The sequence below is a fragment of the Streptomyces sp. a15 genome, from assembly GCF_059026085.1.
Genome location: NZ_JBWLKM010000029.1, coordinates 38,143 through 53,402, shown reverse-complemented (window position 1 = coordinate 53,402; position 15,260 = coordinate 38,143). Strand labels below are relative to the sequence as shown.

Annotated in this window: 10 protein-coding genes and 3 pseudogenes; 7 read left to right on the top strand and 6 right to left on the bottom strand. The window is 70.3% G+C overall.

Annotation, left to right across the window (positions count from 1 at the left end; translation table 11 throughout):
• Positions 1-162: 162 nt before the first annotated feature.
• Both AC5P09_RS27030 and panD read right to left on the bottom strand, forming a co-directional pair.
• Positions 163-513: pseudogene (locus AC5P09_RS27030) on the bottom strand (GNAT family N-acetyltransferase).
• A 39-nt stretch (positions 514-552) separates the two neighbouring features.
• A complete protein-coding gene (panD, locus tag AC5P09_RS27025; RefSeq protein ID WP_493876362.1) occupies positions 553-972 on the bottom strand; it encodes an aspartate 1-decarboxylase in 420 nt (139 codons plus the stop codon).
• A 728-nt stretch (positions 973-1,700) separates the two neighbouring features.
• Between panD and AC5P09_RS27020 the strand changes: the two are divergent.
• Positions 1,701-1,935 (top strand): annotated as a pseudogene (locus AC5P09_RS27020) (ATP-binding protein); the annotation flags it as partial.
• 81 nt (positions 1,936-2,016) lie between these two features.
• Here the strand turns inward: AC5P09_RS27020 and AC5P09_RS27015 are convergent.
• The 4 genes and pseudogenes from AC5P09_RS27015 to AC5P09_RS27000 all read right to left on the bottom strand — a co-directional run bounded on the left by AC5P09_RS27015 (position 2,017) and on the right by AC5P09_RS27000 (position 6,953).
• Complete coding sequence (locus AC5P09_RS27015; RefSeq protein WP_493876361.1) at positions 2,017-2,808, bottom strand: COG4705 family protein; 792 nt, start codon at positions 2,806-2,808, stop codon at positions 2,017-2,019.
• A 407-nt stretch (positions 2,809-3,215) separates the two neighbouring features.
• A pseudogene (locus AC5P09_RS27010) lies at positions 3,216-3,476 on the bottom strand (transposase); the annotation flags it as partial.
• Between the two features lie 238 nt (positions 3,477-3,714).
• Positions 3,715-5,148, bottom strand: a complete 1,434-nt coding sequence (locus tag AC5P09_RS27005; RefSeq protein ID WP_493876360.1) for a glycoside hydrolase family 43 protein — start codon at positions 5,146-5,148, stop codon at positions 3,715-3,717.
• A 914-nt stretch (positions 5,149-6,062) separates the two neighbouring features.
• Entirely contained in the window at positions 6,063-6,953 is an 891-nt protein-coding gene (locus AC5P09_RS27000; protein WP_493876359.1) for an AfsR/SARP family transcriptional regulator, read from the bottom strand.
• A 315-nt stretch (positions 6,954-7,268) separates the two neighbouring features.
• Here AC5P09_RS27000 and AC5P09_RS26995 point away from each other — a divergent pair, with 315 nt between their 5' ends.
• The 6 genes from AC5P09_RS26995 to AC5P09_RS26970 are packed head-to-tail and all read left to right on the top strand — an operon-like array spanning position 7,269 to position 15,221.
• Complete coding sequence (locus tag AC5P09_RS26995) at positions 7,269-8,252, top strand: AfsA-related hotdog domain-containing protein (RefSeq protein WP_493876358.1); 984 nt, start codon at positions 7,269-7,271, stop codon at positions 8,250-8,252.
• The gene (locus tag AC5P09_RS26990; RefSeq protein ID WP_307678726.1) at positions 8,249-8,923 is read left to right on the top strand and encodes an HAD family hydrolase; all 675 of its coding nucleotides are present in this window, start codon (positions 8,249-8,251) and stop codon (positions 8,921-8,923) included. Before AC5P09_RS26995 ends, AC5P09_RS26990 begins: the two co-directional genes overlap by 4 nt.
• Positions 8,920-10,605 carry an FAD-dependent monooxygenase gene (locus AC5P09_RS26985; RefSeq protein ID WP_493876357.1) on the top strand — a complete coding sequence of 562 codons (1,686 nt, stop codon included), beginning with the start codon at positions 8,920-8,922 and terminating at the stop codon, positions 10,603-10,605. Before AC5P09_RS26990 ends, AC5P09_RS26985 begins: the two co-directional genes overlap by 4 nt.
• Positions 10,602-12,947: an MMPL family transporter gene (locus tag AC5P09_RS26980; RefSeq protein ID WP_493876356.1), complete on the top strand. Its 2,346-nt coding sequence runs from the start codon at positions 10,602-10,604 to the stop codon at positions 12,945-12,947. Before AC5P09_RS26985 ends, AC5P09_RS26980 begins: the two co-directional genes overlap by 4 nt.
• A complete protein-coding gene (locus tag AC5P09_RS26975; RefSeq protein WP_493876355.1) occupies positions 12,922-14,040 on the top strand; it encodes an NAD-dependent epimerase/dehydratase family protein in 1,119 nt (372 codons plus the stop codon). The genes AC5P09_RS26980 and AC5P09_RS26975 overlap by 26 nt, the downstream gene beginning before the upstream one ends.
• On the top strand, positions 14,037-15,221 hold the full coding sequence (locus AC5P09_RS26970; protein ID WP_493876354.1) for an alpha/beta hydrolase: 1,185 nt from the start codon (positions 14,037-14,039) through the stop codon (positions 15,219-15,221). Before AC5P09_RS26975 ends, AC5P09_RS26970 begins: the two co-directional genes overlap by 4 nt.
• The last annotated feature ends 39 nt before the right edge of the window (positions 15,222-15,260 follow it).

Genomic DNA, 15,260 nt, shown 5'->3' with positions numbered 1-15,260 from the left:
CCCGCCGCGTGAAGGGGCTGAGCCGGGTGGGTCTGCGGGCGTGCGCCCCGCGTACCTCCTCGCCGAGGGCGGGACGGCGTCGGCGGTGTCGCGACCGGTCCGGCGAGGACGTTCAACCGGAGTGGTCGGACCGCGTCGCTCAGAACCGGCCCGGACGGTCGCTCAGAACCGGCCCGGATGCGCGACCAGCCACTGCTTCGCCGCCCGCAGCAGTTCAGGGGCGGCCGGCGGAGCCTCGTCGGGGTGGCGTTCGGCCCACTTGACGACGTACGGGCACAGCGGGGCGACGACGATGCCCTCGCGCTTCGCCATGGCGTACAGCTCACGCGCCAGGGAGCCCGCGATGCCCTTCCCCTCGTGGGCCGGTTCGACGATCATGTGGACCGGGACGAGCGCGCCCTCGGGCGAGTCGAGGACGAACTACTCGACGTGGCCGACTACTTCACCCGAACCGCCGCCGATCGCCTCCAGGCGGCCCGCCGCCCGGTCGTCGCGGATCTCGATGTCGCTCATGGGCACGCTTCTGGTCCGAAGATCGTCGAAAGTCGGGGGTCAGACCACCACGGCCTGCGGGCTGCGCTCCTGGTCCGAGCCCGGCACCGGCTCGGACGGGTCGGCCCCCAGGGCCACGACGCGGTTGTCTCGGTCCACGTGCACGACCCGGGGTTCGAGTGCCCCTGCCTCGGCGTCGGTCACCTGAGCGTAACTGATGATGATCACCAGATCGCCGGGGTGGACGAGGTGGGCGGCCGCTCCGTTGATCCCGACGACACCCGACCCGCGCTCGCCCTCGATGACGTATGTCTCGAGCCGGGCCCCGTTGGTGATGTCGACGATGTGCACGAGTTCGCCGGGCAGCAGGTCGGCGGCGTCGAGCAGGTCGGCGTCGATGGTCACCGATCCCACGTAGTGCAGGTCGGCCTGGGTGACGGTGGCGCGATGGATCTTGGACTTGAACATGGTGCGCAGCATCGAGGTACTCCCGAAAAGTAGGCTCCCTGCCTGCGTTTTTGCAGGTCAAGGGCTATTTCCACACCCTACTGACTTTTCTGACGGTTCATCAGACGCCGGGAGGGGCATCCGGGGTCATCCTCACGCCCCCCGGGGTGTCCCTCACGAACGGCCACGAACAGCGTACGCAGCGGCCCCCCGAAGACCCTCGTGACGATCGCCACAGCAGGGCTCGACCATCCGACCATCCGACCATCAGGTCGAGCAAGATTCGTCGTCTGATCCGGCGAGGCTGCAAAGCTGCTCGGCATGTCCACCAGCTGGGCTGCAGGGAAGCTTCGCAGCCTGGGCTGAAGGGGTACAAGCTGGGTCGTGGCAGGAATGCCAAGGTTCTGTACGAGAAGACCGATGTCCTCAAGTGGTTGGAGCAGCAGAAGATCCATTAGCCTCCATTAGCCTCCCCGTTTCGGTTGAAGCGACGAGGCGTCGCTGACGGGCCGGCCGATCCCCACGCCCGAGCGTGGGGCCCGTGGCAGGGGATGACGTGGGGCCTACTCAGGGTGTGCGGGGTCCTGAGCTTGACTCTGTCGGGGATCTTGGAGTTTTCCGGTGCGCCAGCATGATCAGCGGGCATGCTCGGCTGGACGGGCCGTGGTTCGACGAGGACTTCGCGGGCTGGTACCCGCGCGACGGACGCCCCGGCATCTCGCCCGCCCAACTGGCCACCGTCTGTGTGCTGCAGTTCCTGCTTACGCGTCGACGTCATCGACGACGGACCCGGCATACCGCCCCCCGTTCGCCGGACAGCTCTTCGAGCCCGGTCAACGCGCGCATCCCGGTGACGGACACGGCGGAGCGGGCCTGGGACTGCCGCTGGCGCGACGCCTGGCCCGCTCCACCGGCGGCGAGGTGACGTACGACCCCGGGCACACGCCCGGGGCACGGTTCTTGGTCAGCCTGCCTGCCTGCCTGCCTGCCGGATGACGGCGGCCCCGCTCGGCGGTACCGGGGGGGCAGAACAGGCTGCACGACCCTGTCATCCGGAATCCGAACCCGTCGCGCGTGTCACAGCGTGGCGTCGTGCTGGATGTCCTTGCGAGAGGCGGCCAGATAGCCGACGAAGCCGAGGATGGCCACCGTCCAGGACAGCGTGACCGGCCCCAGCCCCAGGTCGAGTCCGCCTCGGTCATGGCCGACGGCCATCCAGTCGGCGACGGAGGCACCGAGCGGGCGGGTGATGACGTACGCGGCCCAGAACGCGGCCACCGCGTTCAGGCTGCTCCAGCGGTGAGCGACAGCCGGAACGGCGATCGCGGCGGCGTACAGGACTGCGGAGCCCAGGTAACCCAGGCCGATCGTGGCGGTGAGGTCGCCCGCGGCGGTGCCCAGCGCGAACGTGGCCAGCACGGCGGCCCAGTAGAAACTCTCGCGGCTCCGGGTGTGGATGCTGTGGATGGACAGCGTGCGTTCACTGCGGTACCAGAGGGCGAAGACGGCGGCCAATACGGCTATGAAGAACGGCGTCGAGAGCGTGTACGGCACACCGAGACCGACGTGCAGGACGTCGGCGGCCATCGTGCCGAACACGCTGACCATGACGATCGCCGTCCAGTAGATCCAGGCCACGTACCGACGGACCGCGAACTGCACCGCCAGAGCGGCCACCAGGGCGATGCCGCCGAGGCCGACGGCGGGTATCGGGCCGAGCACATGGGCCAGGAAGTCGGAGGCCGTCTCGCCCATGCCGGTCGTCAGCACCTTGATGATCCAGAAGTAGACGGTCACCTCCGGCACCTTGCTCGCCACGTGTCGTGCGCGGCGCGAAGGCCGGTCGTGAGTGAGGTGATCTGTCGTCATGGCAGGCACGATGGCACGGCGCCCGACGGTTGCCCCAGACCCCTTTACCAGAGTTTTGGCGCTTCCGGTGCTCAAGTTGCCCGAGGCCCGTCCGAGCCTGAACACAACCTGAACGTAGTGGCCGATGGGCTGGTCAACGGCGTGCGGCCGATGATATCGGCAGTCTCCCGACGTTGCTGTCGAGGCCCAGAGGCACGAACCCGCGTGACCATGCGTTCTCCCGGGCGGCCAGCGGTGAGCCCGGCAACACGGGAGCGGGATGCCGTTGATGTCGGCCCTGCCGAGTAGATGGCCAAGTACTGGGACTCCGCACATAGCTGGTGCGGCTGCAACAGGTACCGCTCTTCCCGGCGGGGCTTCGTCGTCTCACACCGCCCCTGTGACGGGGGGCACGAGTGTGTGGATCCGACCAGGTGGAAGACCTCCCGGGCAGCGTAGCGTCTGAGGCATCGGACGATTTCGCGTCGGGTCTTGCCCTCTTTGCTGCGGCGTTCGTGGTAGTCCTCGGTGCGCGGGTCGAAGCGCAGGCGAGTCTGCACGATCTGGTGCAGGGCGGCGTTGGCCTGCCGGTCGCCGCCACGGTTGAGGCGACGGTCCTGCCGGCTGCCCGAGGAACGCGCGACAGGGCTGACCCCGCACAGCGCGGCGAAGGACGCCTCACTGCCCAGGCCTGGATCTGCTCGCTGAGCTGCCCGATTCGCTGGGCCGGCAGACACAGGGTGATGCGGGTGGCCTGCAGTACCGCCTCTTCACCGTCCTCGTCCGACCGCCGGACAATACGAGAGGTCTTCACCGTCGCTCGCTCTCGCTTACGAAACCACCGGATGCCGGCGCCTGCCCGGTCAGCTGAGCGGGCGGCGGGTGAGAGGTCGCCGTGAAGGCGCCGGCATCCCTGTTCTGCGCGGGTCAGCTCGTCACACGGAAGGTGGCGTCGCTGCGCGCCGTCACGGTGGTGATCGGTTCGAGCTTGAGTTGGTACGCGTAGTGGCGGATGTACCGGTCCGGGTAGTTGTAGGACTGGAACGACGACCATGTGGAGTCGGCGAGTCCGGCGACCTGGCGGAAGGTGGCGTCCTGGGCGAACGCGGTGGTGCCGTCGTTGTAGGCCAGTGAGAAGTCGAAGTCGGTGTGGCGCAGGAAGTATCCGGGGAAGTTCACCGACTCGAAGGAGACGGTGCCGGTGCCCGCCAGGCCGGTTCTCATCCGGAACTGGGAGTCGTCGACGGGGCTGACGTTCGGGTCGATGCGCACGTCGAAGTTGGTGTGCCGCACGTACCGGTCCTGGAAGTTGAACGACTGGAGCCGGTTGACCGCGGTGTTGGGCCAGCGTGCGAGCACGCGGCTCTCCTCGGCGGCCGTCATGTTCAGGATCCAGCCGTGGCGCTTCTTGGTGCCGCCCATGTTGTAGCTTCCCGACGCCTGCCTCTGGTAGGTGGCTGGGTCGGAGGGGTTGGTCGTCAGGACCGGCATGTAACCGCCGCCCGTGGCGTACTGGTCGAGGTAGAGGGCCCACTTGTTGCTGCCGTTGAACTTCATCCACATCGGGCCTTCGACCTGGGAGCCGGTGAGGCCGACGCCGGAGAGGTTGCCGAGGTTGGTCCACGTCCCCAGGATCGAGTTGCTGCCTTCGAGCGTGATCTGGCCGTCACCGGAGGCCCGCACGTACCGGTAGTTGCCGACGCCGGACGGCACCTCGATGATCTGGGTGTCGATGATGCCCTGGGTGCCGGCGCGGTCGATGTAGAGCTGGGGGGTGGTGATGGTGCGGAAGTCGGTGGTGCGGGCGTAGTAGATGCGGTGCTTCAGCACGCCGTTCAGCGTGGCGTTCGTCGCCCAGTACAGGACGTAGTCGTTGGTCTCCGGGTTCCAGATCGCCTCGGGCGCCCACGCGTTGCGGCCGTCGGGGATCGCGCCGGCGACGTTGAGCAACCGCGGCTGCGACCAGGTGGCCAGGTCCGTGGACTCCCACACCACGAGGTTGCGGCTGGCATCGGTCTGGGAGGAGCCCCACGTCTGCCCGCAGCCGATGCACAGGTCGGTCGCGATGATCCAGTACTTGCTGCCGTCGGGGGATCGCACCAGTGCGGGGTCGCGCACCCCCTTCGTACCGACCGTGGAGCGCAGAACCATGCCGCCGCCGTTGAGGTCGTTCCAGTTCACGCCGTCCGTGCTGTGCGAGAGGTACATCTGCTGATTGGTCGACCCCTCCCCCGTGAAGTGCACCATCAGGTAGCCCGGATCAGCGGCGGCGGCCCGCTCGGGTGTGGTCAAGGCTTGGGAGGTGAAGAGTAGGCAGGCGGCGACCAATATCGCCGCCAGCCGGCCGAGGAGCCTGGCCATGTGCGTCTCCTGTCGTACTACGGGTGCCATGATCGGGGGAGGTGGGTTCGAAGGGGCAGCTCGCGATCGCTGTGCTGCGGGACAGCAGCTGCTGTCGCGTGACGCGGAACGTCGCGCTGGGCCGGTCAACGGGCGAGGGGCCAGAGTGATCGCCTGAGCGTGGCAGCGACCGGGGACAGCGCAGCGGCGGGCTGGGTGACGAGTGGAGCAAGCAGGGCCGGCAGAGGAGCCACGAGAGTGGACCAGTAACGGGTGCGGTACACGGGCTGTCCCCTTTGACGGCCATGCGTTCGACATGTCGAACGCCGTGCGTAACTTCGACAGGAAGATAGGTTTCGGCCAAGAGCACGTCAATGGAACTGCCACTTTGCTGCCGAATATTCTGTGGGCGCACGAAGCGCCACGACGCTCGGGCCTGGAAAGGGCCCTGTTCGCCCTTCGCCCGAGCTCAGGAAGTGTGCCGACTGTCCTCGGGCCCACCTCTGGGTGGCACCTTCGATCCGTTGGCCGTCGCCCGGTTGCCGACCGTCGATGGCGAGTCCGTTGGAGCGGTTGACGACGGGTCCCTCTCAACCAGCCGCAAGACACCGACCGGGGCATAGCAGTCGGGCGTGGGCTGCGCGGTCGTCATCGTTCCCGCCCCGGCGCCACTGATACGACCCGGGCGGCCCGTCGTAGGCGTTCAGCCCTTCGAAGCGCTGGCTGTTGATCGACTGCCGAACACGGAGACACTCGGGACGGCGCCCGGGAGCCCGACGGCCGCCTCGACGCAGTTGCCGCCCTCCTGATTGCACCGCACACGGCGGTGCTCACCCGCGTCGACCCGTCCCGCGCCCCCGCGGGCCGCACCCGCCGCCCTGCCGTGACCCGCCGCCCTGCCGTGACCGGCTGCCCGGCGCCGGGACCGTGGTGGGTCAGGTGAGCTGGTCGGTGCGCAGTGTGGGCAGGATCGTGCCGAGGCGGGGCAGGGTGGTCTGCTGGAGGGCCGGCAGGACCATCAGCTCCGAGTCCTGCAGGAGGAGCTGGGCATGGAGTGCGCGCAGGCTCGGGCCCGGTTCGGCGCCCATCTCCGCGATGCTGCGGGCGCGGTGGTCGGAGTACAGCTTCAGGGCCTCGTTGCCTCGGTCCGAGCGGTAGAGGGCCAGCATCAGCAGCCAGACGAAGCGTTCGCGCAGCGGGTACTTGTCCACCGCGTAGTGCAGGTACGGGACGGCGTTGCGGTGTCTGCCCAGCTCCAGTTCGAGCTCCGCGCGTACCTCCATGTCGGAGAGGAAGCGCTCCTGGCGGTACAGCCGTTCGCGCTGGAGCATCGGGCCCTCCAGGCCCTCGGCGAGCGGTCCGGTGGACATGACGCGGGCTCGCTCCAGCAGTTCCGCCGCCTTGAGGATCTCGCCCTCGCGGGCGGCGCTGATCCCGGCCGACGCCAGCCCTTCGTACGCGTAGAGATCGACGTACGCGTTCCCGGTGTCCAGGCGGTAGCCGCCCGCCGACCACTCCAGGGCTATGCCCTCCTCAGGGGAGGCTTCCGCCGCGAACAGGCCACGGAGGCTGGAGACGGACTTCTGGATCAGGTTCTTGGCGTAGGCCGGGTAGTCCTCACCCCAGAGCGCCTCGATCAGCTGATCGATCCCGGTTTCCATACCGCGCCTCAGTAACAGCATGGCCAGCAGGGCGCGTTGCTTGGGCGGGCCCAGCTCCAGTGGGCTGTCGGCGTGTGTCACCTGCAGCGTGCCGAAGAGGCGGAAATGCCAAGGTGACCCGTCTCTTGGTTCGAAGCCGACCTCACGCAGCAGCACGCCAGACATACGCAATCCCCCGGTCAATTAAAGCCATGTGACAGCAGAACGGTATGCACTGCAAGCGCTTTCTGCCAGCCGGTAAGCGGCCGGAAGATGGCTCAAACTCTGCCCGTGGCGGACCCGGAACAGGGAACACTGTGACCCAGTCCTCACGCGCGGCCCGTGCATACGAGGCTCGCCGGGGCCCGCGTCCACCCGCCGGTCATGCCGGCGAGGGCCGTCAGCGTTTCGCCCAGTCCTTCGTCCAGCCTTTCGTCCAGGGCTTGTTCCAACCCCCTCCTGCAAGGTGATCCCGTTCTCACTCACCTGCCAGGAGGATCGATGACGGGCCCAGCACCGCAGGACCAGCTCCGTTCCGCCCTCAGATACGACAGCACGGTGCCCCGCGCCACGGTCCACCGTGCGGCCATAGCCGAGGTCTTCCTCACCGACGCGCGACCGGTGCCGGACCAGCCGGAGACATACGAGGTGGCGGCACAGCTGCCACGCGCGCACATCATGGGTGAGCAGTCCGAGAACCACGACTTCCTCCTGCTGGTGGAGGTCCTCCGCCAGGGTGGGCTGTTTCTCGCCCACACCTACGAGAAGGTCGGCCTCGACGAGGCCTTCATCTTCCGTGACCTGCAGATACAGATGCTCGACCTGTCCGCCGTCCGGACGGGCAACCGCCCGGCCCGAGTCGTCTGCTCGTTCGCGGTGATCCCGCAGCGCAAGCGGAACGGCCGCGTCCAGGCGATCGGCTTCTCGGGCGTCCTGACCGTGGAGGGCAAGGACGCGCTGCGTTTCAGCGGCGGGCTGGCCTTCTTCAACCGCAAGGTCTACGACGCGCTGCGGGTCCGCCGTCGCGCCTCCCTCGCCGGGGTGCTCGGCATGCTGCCCGTGCACGTGGCCGCCGATCCCGCCACGGTGGGGCGCCGGCACGCGTACAACGTGGTGATCACCCAGCCGGTCGTGACGGGGCCGAGCACGCTGACCGCCACCGTGCTGTCCGACACGTCCCACCCTCACCTGTTCGACCACCAGCTCGACCACATCCCCGGCAACCTCCTGATGGAAGCGGCCCGGCAGCTGGCGGCGGCGTCGGTGTCGTCGCTGCACTCCATCTCCGCGCACGGGCTGCAAGTGACGGCGCTGGACGTCCGTTTCCAGGAGTTCGCCGAGCTCGACCTGCGTGCCGAGGCCCGCGCCCGGGTCGAGCAGTTCCGGCTGGACGAGTCGCTCGGCACCCTCGTCGTCCCGGTCACGGTCGACATCGTGCAGCAGGACGGCGTCGCGGCCTCGTTCCGTCTCGAGGTGGCGCAGTGACCACCACGCCCATCACCACCGTCGTGGTCGATTACGGCGGAGTCCTCACCAATCCCCTGGAGGAGACGTTCGCGGCCTTCGCGTCGGCCGTCGGGGTTCCGGTGGCGGACCTGCGGGACGCCTTCGCGAAGGCCACCGCCCGCCACGGCCGCAGCCCGATGGCCGACCTGGAGACAGGCCGGTGCACGGAGTCGGAGATGGTCGAGCGCGTTCTCGTGGAACTGCCGGACGGCAGGGGCCAAGGCCTGCTTGACGGACGGGACTTCGCCGAGCTGTGGTTCAGCGCCCGGACCGTCAACGAGCCGATGGTCTCCTTCGTGCGCTCCCTGCGCCAGAACGGCTACCGAACCGCTCTGCTCACCAACAACGTCGCCGAATGGGGACCGCGCTGGCGGGCCCAGCTCCCCGTGGACGAACTCTTCGACCTCGTCGTCGACTCGTCGGCCGAGGGCGTGCGCAAGCCCGACCCCGAGATCTACCGCCGACTGCTGGAGCGGCTGCCCGCGGCGTCGCACGAGTGCCTCTTTCTCGACGACCTCGAGGAGAACTGCTCCACCGCCTCGGACCTCGGCATGTTCGCCGTGCCCTTCACCACCACCGACGAAGCGATCGACCACATCTTCGCCATGCTGCGCTCCCGCGGGACCCATCCAGTCAGGAAACCGGTATGAGTAACCAGGAACCCGTGCTGATCGCGGGAGCAGGCCCGACCGGGCTGACGATGGCGTGCACCCTCCTCCAGCACGGCGTGGAGTGCCGGGTGATCGACCGCAGGGGCGGACCGGCCAGCGAGCCGAAGGCCCTGATCCTGTGGAGCGGCGCGCTGGAGGTGCTGCGCCGCATCGACGTGGCCGACTGCCTGACCAAACGCGCGCTGCCGCTCGCCGGGGCGTCCTACTGGTCCAACGGCAAGCGCGCCGGCCAGGTGCGGTTCGGTTCGCTGGCCGGCACGGCCTTCCCCCGCCCGCTGTGCGTACCGCAGTCCATCACCGAGGCCTCGCTGTACTCGCGGCTGCGCAAGCTCGGCGGCGACGTCGAGTGGAACACCACCCTCGTCGGCGTCGAGCTCACCGGCGGCGCCACGGCTTCCGTCTCGGCGACCCTCTCGGCGCCTGGTTCCACCCCGCTCTCCTCGATGTCACCGCGCTGGCTGGTGGGGGCGGACGGCTCGCACAGCAAGGTGCGCGAGGCGGCGGGGATCGCCTTCGAGGGCAGTACGTACGCCCGTGACTTCCTGCTGGGCGACGGAGAGATCAGCGGGGACCTGCCCAAGGACGAGGCGCAGTACCACCTGACTCCCGAGGGTGTCCTGGTGGTCGTGCCGCTGCCGGGTGGCGGGCACCGGATCTTCTTCGACCGGGACGCCACCGGTGAGGTGTCGCCGCTGTCCGACGACGACCTCCAGGCGCTGCTGACGGCCCGTGGTCCCGACGGCTGGAAGATCCGGCGCACCAGCTGGCGGAGCACGTTCCGGGTGCACACCAAGGTGGCGAGCGCTTTCAGGTCCGGCCCGCTCTTCCTGGCGGGTGACGCCGCGCACTGTCACAGCCCGGCCGGCGGGCAGGGCCTCAACACCGGCGTGCAGGACGCCTACAACCTGGGATGGAAGCTGGCGGCCGTACAGCACGGCGCGGACCCGGCGCTGCTCGACAGCTACGAGGCGGAGCGGCGCCCCGCGGCGCTACGGGCGCTGCGCAACTCGGACCGGCAGACGCAGCTGTGGATGCTGCGCGCCGGACCGAAGCGGGTACTGCGCGACACAGCGCTGAGGCTGGCGTCGGCATCGGGTGCCCTCGACCGCAAGATGGTGCCCGAACTCGCGCAGCTGGACCCGGGCCTGGAGTCGAGCCCCGCGGTGCCGGGCCGGCTCTCGGCGGGCGGCGCAGCCGGAGAGGCCGGCGCCCGCGTCGACAAGAAGTCCACGCTGCGGCCTGGTGGGCGGCTGCCCGACGCCGGCTGGCATCCACTCTCCGGCACGTCCACGAGGTCGCTGCACGAACTGCTGGCGGCCGGCCGGCACACGCTGCTGGTCGTCGCGGCCGGAGCCGGTTCCGCGGATGCCGAGCGCACCGCTCAGGAGACGGCCGACATGGTGGGCCGCTCGCCGGTGGCCGACCAGGCGGACGTGGTGGTGGTGACCGGTCTCCGGCCCACGGGCGTCTGGGACGACTTGGTGCCGGTCGCCCGGGTCGTCGAGACGGGTCAGTCGCTCGTCTCCCTGGCCGCGCAGGGCCCTGTGGTGATCTACGTCCGGCCCGACGGCGCGGTCGGCGCCTGGTCCTCCCACCACGACCTGACGGCGCTGGCGTCGGGCGTGTCGGTGCTCACCGCTCCCGCGGGGCGTGCGGCGTGAGGCAGGAGCCGCCCGGGCGCGCGTCCTTCGGGCTGCGTTCTCTCGGTGCCCGGATCGCGCACCGGCCATGGCTGTTCCTGCTGGCGGCCGTCGTCCTCATTCTCGACGCCGTCATCCTCGGCGCGGACCTGACCGGGCGGCTCAGCAACGGCGGCACCACGGACCCCGGCTCGGAGTCCACCCGGGTCCAGCGTGTGCTGGAGGAGCACTACCCGGAGATGCAACCGAACGTCGTACTGCTGGTGTCCGTGCCCTCCGGGGCACAGGTCGACGACCGGAAGCCGGCCGCACAGGGCGTGCGGCTCGCCGAGCGGCTGGCCTTCGAGACCTCGGTCACCGGGGTCCTGTCCTACTGGCAGACCGGACTGGAGGAGCTGCGCTCCCGTGACGGCGGGCAGGCGCTGATCGCCGCGCGGATCGACGGCGGTGACGACCGCGCCAGGGCCGAACTGGAGCGGCTGGCACCGGACTACCGTGGCCGTCAGGGCGATCTGACCGTACGGGTCTCGGGCGCGCTCGCCGTGCAGAACGAGATCGAGAGCACCGTGGCGGAGGATCTCACCCGCTCGGAGCTGATCGCCCTGCCGCTGACCCTGATCGTCCTGGTATGGGTGTTCGGCGGCCTGGTCGCCGCGCTGCTGCCCGTCCTGGTGGGTCTGGCCACGGTTCTCGGCACGGGCGCCCTGCTGCGCATCGTGACGGGGTTCACCGAGGTGTCGGTGTTCGCCCAGAACCTCACCACGGCGCTCGGGCTCGGGCTGGCCATCGACTACGCGCTGCTGATCGTGCGCAGGTTCCGCGAGGAGCTGGGCACGGGTGCCGACCCCGGGACGTCCGTGGTGCGCACCCTGCGCACGGCCGGACGTACCGTGCTGTTCTCCGCGCTGACAGTGGCGGTGGCGCTCGCCTCGATGCTGCTCTTCCCGCTGTACTTCCTGCGCTCCCTGGCCTACGCGGGCATCAGCGTGGTGCTGGTGGCCGCGCTCACCGCGCTCACCGTGCTGCCCGCCGTCCTGGTGCTGCTGGGACACCGGGTGGACGCACTGAGGGTGCGCCGCCGCCGTACGGCCGAGCGTCCCGCCGCGTCGGCGGGACGGCTGACGAAGGCGGTGATGCGGCGTGCGCCGCAGGTCACCGTGGTGGTGACCGGTCTGCTGCTCCTGCTCGGACTGCCCTTCCTGGGCGCCCGCTTCGGCACGGCCGACGACCGCCAGCTGCCCGAGACGAGTGAGGCACGGGCCGTCCTGGAGGTCCTGCGGGACGACTTCGACGACTCGCCCGAGGGGGCGGTCCCCGTCCTGCTGACCACCGGCACCGCCTCCCGCGCCGAGGCCCGGGCCGTCGTGGGACGGCTGGCGGCCGAGCTGTCCGGCCTCGACGGCGTCACGCGCGTCGAGTCGTCGGCGGGCACTTACCGCGACAGAGGCCGGTCGGAGGTGCCCTCGCCCGCCAACGCGTCGCGCCGGCAGGCCGGTCACGACCTGCTGACCGTGGTCGCCGACGACGACACGTCCGCCACCTCCGCCCCGCACCAGCGGCTGGTGGAGGAGCTGCGCGCGGCCTCCGAGTCCGCGGGAGCGTCCGTGGGCGGGCCAGCCGCCGCCCTGGTGGACAGCAAGGCCGCCATCGGCCGCGGCCTGCTGCCCGCCCTCGGCTTCGTGCTGATCGCCACGCTGCTCGTGGTCTTCCTGCTGACCGGCAGCGCGGTGCTGCCGCTGGTGGTCGTCGGACTGAACGCCCTGAGCCTGACGGCCATGTTCGGAGCGGTGGTGTGGGTGTTCCAGGACGGCCATCTGTCCGGGCTGCTCGGCTTCACCGCGACCGGCGACGTGGAGACGACGCTTCCGGTGCTGATGTTCTGCGTCGCCTTCGGCCTGTCGATGGACTACGGCGTCTTCCTGATCGCCCGGATGAAGGAGGAGTTCGACCGCGGCGGCGACCACCGCGCGGCCGTGGCGCACGCGATGCGGACCACCGGCGGACTGATCACCGCGGCCGCCGTGGTCCTGAGCGTGGTGTTCGTGTCCATCGGCCTGTCGCGGATCACCAACACGAAGATGCTCGGCTTCGGCATCGCCCTCGCCGTGCTGGTCGACGCCCTGGTGGTGCGGACCCTGCTGGTCCCCGCCGTGATGCGGCTGCTCGGACCCCGCGCCTGGTGGGCCCCTGAACCACTGCTGAAGGTGCACCGCCGCTTCGGCCTGCGCGAGGAGCCGGCCGCGGACCTTGCCCACCCGTCCGCCGTCCCCGACCTCGCTGACCTCGACCCCGCTGCCCCCGACCCCGCTGACCCCGAATCCCGTGAAAGGACGAAGAATGAGCGACACGTCGCCTCCCGGTGACCCCAGGGGAGCGGGGGACTCCACCGGACTGCGCAGAGTGCTCGTCACCGGAGCCACCGGCCTGCTCGGCAACGCCGTGGTGGAACAGCTCCTGGCCGGCGGCACCGAGGTGACGGCGGTGGTACGCAACGCCGACCGCGCTCGCGAGCTGCTGCCGGACCACTTCGCGCTGCGGCTGGTCACCGGTGACGTCACCGACGTCCGGACGTACGCCGACGCCCTGCGCGGCATGGACGCCGTGATCCACACGGCCGCGTACTTCCGCGAGTACTACCAGCCGGGCCACGACCTGGAGTTGCTCTACCGCACCAACGTGGCCGCGGTGGAGGAGCTGCTGAAAGCGGCGTCGGACGCCTCGGTGCCGACGGTGGTGCACACCAGCTCCATCGCCGTGCTCGGCGGCGGCGACGTCCGGTCACCGGGCGACGAGGACACCCCCAACGGGGCGCCCACGCAGGACAACCACTACCGCGCCAGCAAGATCCGGGCCGAGCGGGCGATCCGCGACGTCGAGGACGCACTGCGCGAGCGGTACGGCGCGCGGTACGGACTCAGGGTGCCCCTCGTCCTGCCGGGCTGGATGTGGGGGCCCGGTGACGCGGGCCCCACCTCTGCGGGACGGCTCTTCCTGGCCGTCGCGCACGGTGCCGTCAAGGCGCTGCCCGCGGCGGGCAACCACGTGGTGGACGCCCGTGACGTGGCCGCCGTCTGCGTCGCCGCCGCGGAGCGGGGCGACGCCGGGCGCCGCTACATCGCGGGCGGCTCCTGGTACCCGCTGCACGAGATCTGCTCCGCCGTCGTCCGGGCGACCGGCACCGGGACGGTGCCCCGCAGGCTTCCCGCCCCCGCGGCCATGCCGCTCGCCTCGCTCATGGAGTGGCAGGCGAAGGCGCGCGGAAAGGAGCCCGTCGCCACCCGCACCGGTATGCGGGTCCTGCTGGAGGGCGACCGCCGCAGGGTCTCGTCCGCCCGGGCGATACGGGAGTTGGACATCGCCTTCCGTCCGCTCGATCAGACCATCGCCGACCAGGCCGCGTGGCACCGCGCCCGCCGGCAGCTGCCCGCCGTGGCACAAGGGACGAGGATCGCATGAGCATCATCAGGCGGACGGCCGTGCTGGCCGCGTCGCTGGCCCTGCTGGCCAGCCCGGTGGCGGCGGCCATGGCCACCTCCTCCGGCGATTCCCGGGGCCCCTCGACGGCCCGGGAATCCACCGGTGTTCCCACTCCGGCCGAGCGGGCCGAGGCCGCGAAGGCGACGGCTGCCCGGATGCGCTCCGGCGACATCGTGGACGTACCGGTCAGCTTCACCGTGCGCAACACCAACCGCAGCAAGACCGGTTGCCGCACGGGCGGCACAACCCACCGGGTGAGCGGACACCTGACCGCGCCCGCGTCGGTGCTGTCGGGCTCGAAGCGGGCGATCACGCTCTACCAGCACGGCATCGCGTCCGGGGAGTGGTACTGGCGCCTGGACGTGCCCGGTTACCACTACGCCGAGGAACTGGCCAAGCGCGGGCATGCCTCGCTCACCATCGACCGTCTCGGCTACGGCGCGAGCGACCGCCCCGACGGCCTCGACACCTGCATCGGCGCCGAGGCCGACATCGCCCACCAGATCGTGCGGCAACTGCGCTCCGGCACGTACGGCCTGGACGCGGCGGCGGCCACCGACCCCGCGGCCGTCAAGGGCGACCCGCCGGCCTTCGACACCGTGACGCTGGCCGGGCAGTCCAACGGCGGCCAGATCGTGCAGATCGAGGCGTACTCCTTCGGCGAGATCGACGGCCTGATGATCATGGACTGGTCGGACCGGGGCCTGACCCCCGAGGCCAACACCCGATTCTTCAGTGCCCTGCAGACCTGCATGGCCGGCGGCCAGCCGAGCCAGAAGGCCGGCGACCCGAGCGGCTACACCTACTACGACCTGGGCGCCGACCAGTTCCGGCGAGGGAACTTCCACGACACCGAGGAGCGGGTCGTGGACGCCGCCACCCCGCACCAGAACCGCCACCCCTGCGGTGACATGACCTCCCAGCTCGACACCGTCTTCACGGACCTCGAACACATCGGGTCGATCAAGGTGCCCGTCCTCCTGGTCTACGGGGACGACGACGCCCGCGTCACGGGCGGCGCCGCCCACCAGCGACTGTTCACCGGGGCCGACACCGAACTCGTCGACATCCCCGGGGCCGGCCACTACGCCACCATGGCCCGCTCCGCGCCCCGCACCTTCGACCGGATCGCGAGCTGGCTCGACGCCCGCGGTCTGTGACCGGATCCCCCACTCACAAGCCCCCCGTCACCCCCACCC

Excerpts from the sequence above, each read along its gene's own strand:
- AC5P09_RS27015 (WP_493876361.1), bottom strand. The coding sequence starts at position 2,808 with ATGACGACAGATCACCTCACTCACGACCGGCCTTCGCGCCGCGCACGA.
- AC5P09_RS26975 (WP_493876355.1), top strand. The coding sequence starts at position 12,922 with ATGAGCGACACGTCGCCTCCCGGTGACCCCAGGGGAGCGGGGGACTCC.
- AC5P09_RS27000 (WP_493876359.1), bottom strand. The coding sequence starts at position 6,953 with ATGTCTGGCGTGCTGCTGCGTGAGGTCGGCTTCGAACCAAGAGACGGG.
- AC5P09_RS27005 (WP_493876360.1), bottom strand. The coding sequence starts at position 5,148 with ATGGCCAGGCTCCTCGGCCGGCTGGCGGCGATATTGGTCGCCGCCTGC.
- panD (WP_493876362.1), bottom strand. The coding sequence starts at position 972 with ATGCTGCGCACCATGTTCAAGTCCAAGATCCATCGCGCCACCGTCACC.
- AC5P09_RS26985 (WP_493876357.1), top strand. The coding sequence starts at position 8,920 with ATGAGTAACCAGGAACCCGTGCTGATCGCGGGAGCAGGCCCGACCGGG.
- AC5P09_RS26970 (WP_493876354.1), top strand. The coding sequence starts at position 14,037 with ATGAGCATCATCAGGCGGACGGCCGTGCTGGCCGCGTCGCTGGCCCTG.
- AC5P09_RS26995 (WP_493876358.1), top strand. The coding sequence starts at position 7,269 with ATGACGGGCCCAGCACCGCAGGACCAGCTCCGTTCCGCCCTCAGATAC.